This is a genomic window from Streptomyces sp. NH27 (assembly GCF_056859195.1).
This window is the reverse complement of the sequence record NZ_JACEGK010001049.1, coordinates 1-641: the sequence shown is the minus strand read 5'-3', so window position 1 is coordinate 641 and position 641 is coordinate 1. Positions and strand designations below refer to the sequence as shown.

Sequence of the window (641 nt, the reverse complement as noted above, 5' to 3'; positions counted from 1 at the left end):
CCGCGGCCCAGGCCGCGCCGGCCGCCGTGACCGGACGCAGCCCCGCGCCGCCGCCGATCCGGCCGTCCTCGGTGACGGTCGCGCCGGTGGCGATCAGGCCCGCGCCGCGGCCGAGTTCGCGCAGGGTGAGGGCGGCGCCGCCGGGCAGCGGGGCGCTCGCGGCCGGCCGGGCCCGATCGGGCGGCCCGGGGGCGATCACGGCAACGGTGCGCAGCGCGCCGCCCGGGTCGAGGGCGTACGTCCGCGCGCCCGCGTAACCCGACGCGGTCACCACCGGCTCGGTGAACAGCCCGTACAGCCGCAGCGATCCGCTCGGGCGGTACGTCCGGCGCGCCTGACCGACGGCCCGGTGCGCGGCGGCGCAAGCCGCGGGGTCGGCCGGGTCGGCGTCCCGTATGGTGCGGGCCAGGTCCAGGAGTTCGGCCAGGTCGTCCACCAACTCGGCCAGCCGGAAGGATGCTTCGGCCCTACGGGCCTCGGTGAGGCGGCGGGCGACGCGGACCGCCGCCGAGGAAGGCCGATGCAGTCCGGCGAGCCGGGCGGCCTGCGCGGCGTGCAGCAGCCCGGTGCGCGGCAGCGTGGAGGTGACGGCGCCCTCGCGGAGGACGGCGACCCCGGCCGCCCACAACCCGTGTGCGGCC

The 641-nt window shown here is 80.2% G+C and carries 1 pseudogene; it reads right to left on the bottom strand.

The window, feature by feature from the left end:
• Positions 1 to 641, bottom strand: a pseudogene (locus AC13HU_RS37950) (hypothetical protein); the annotation flags it as partial.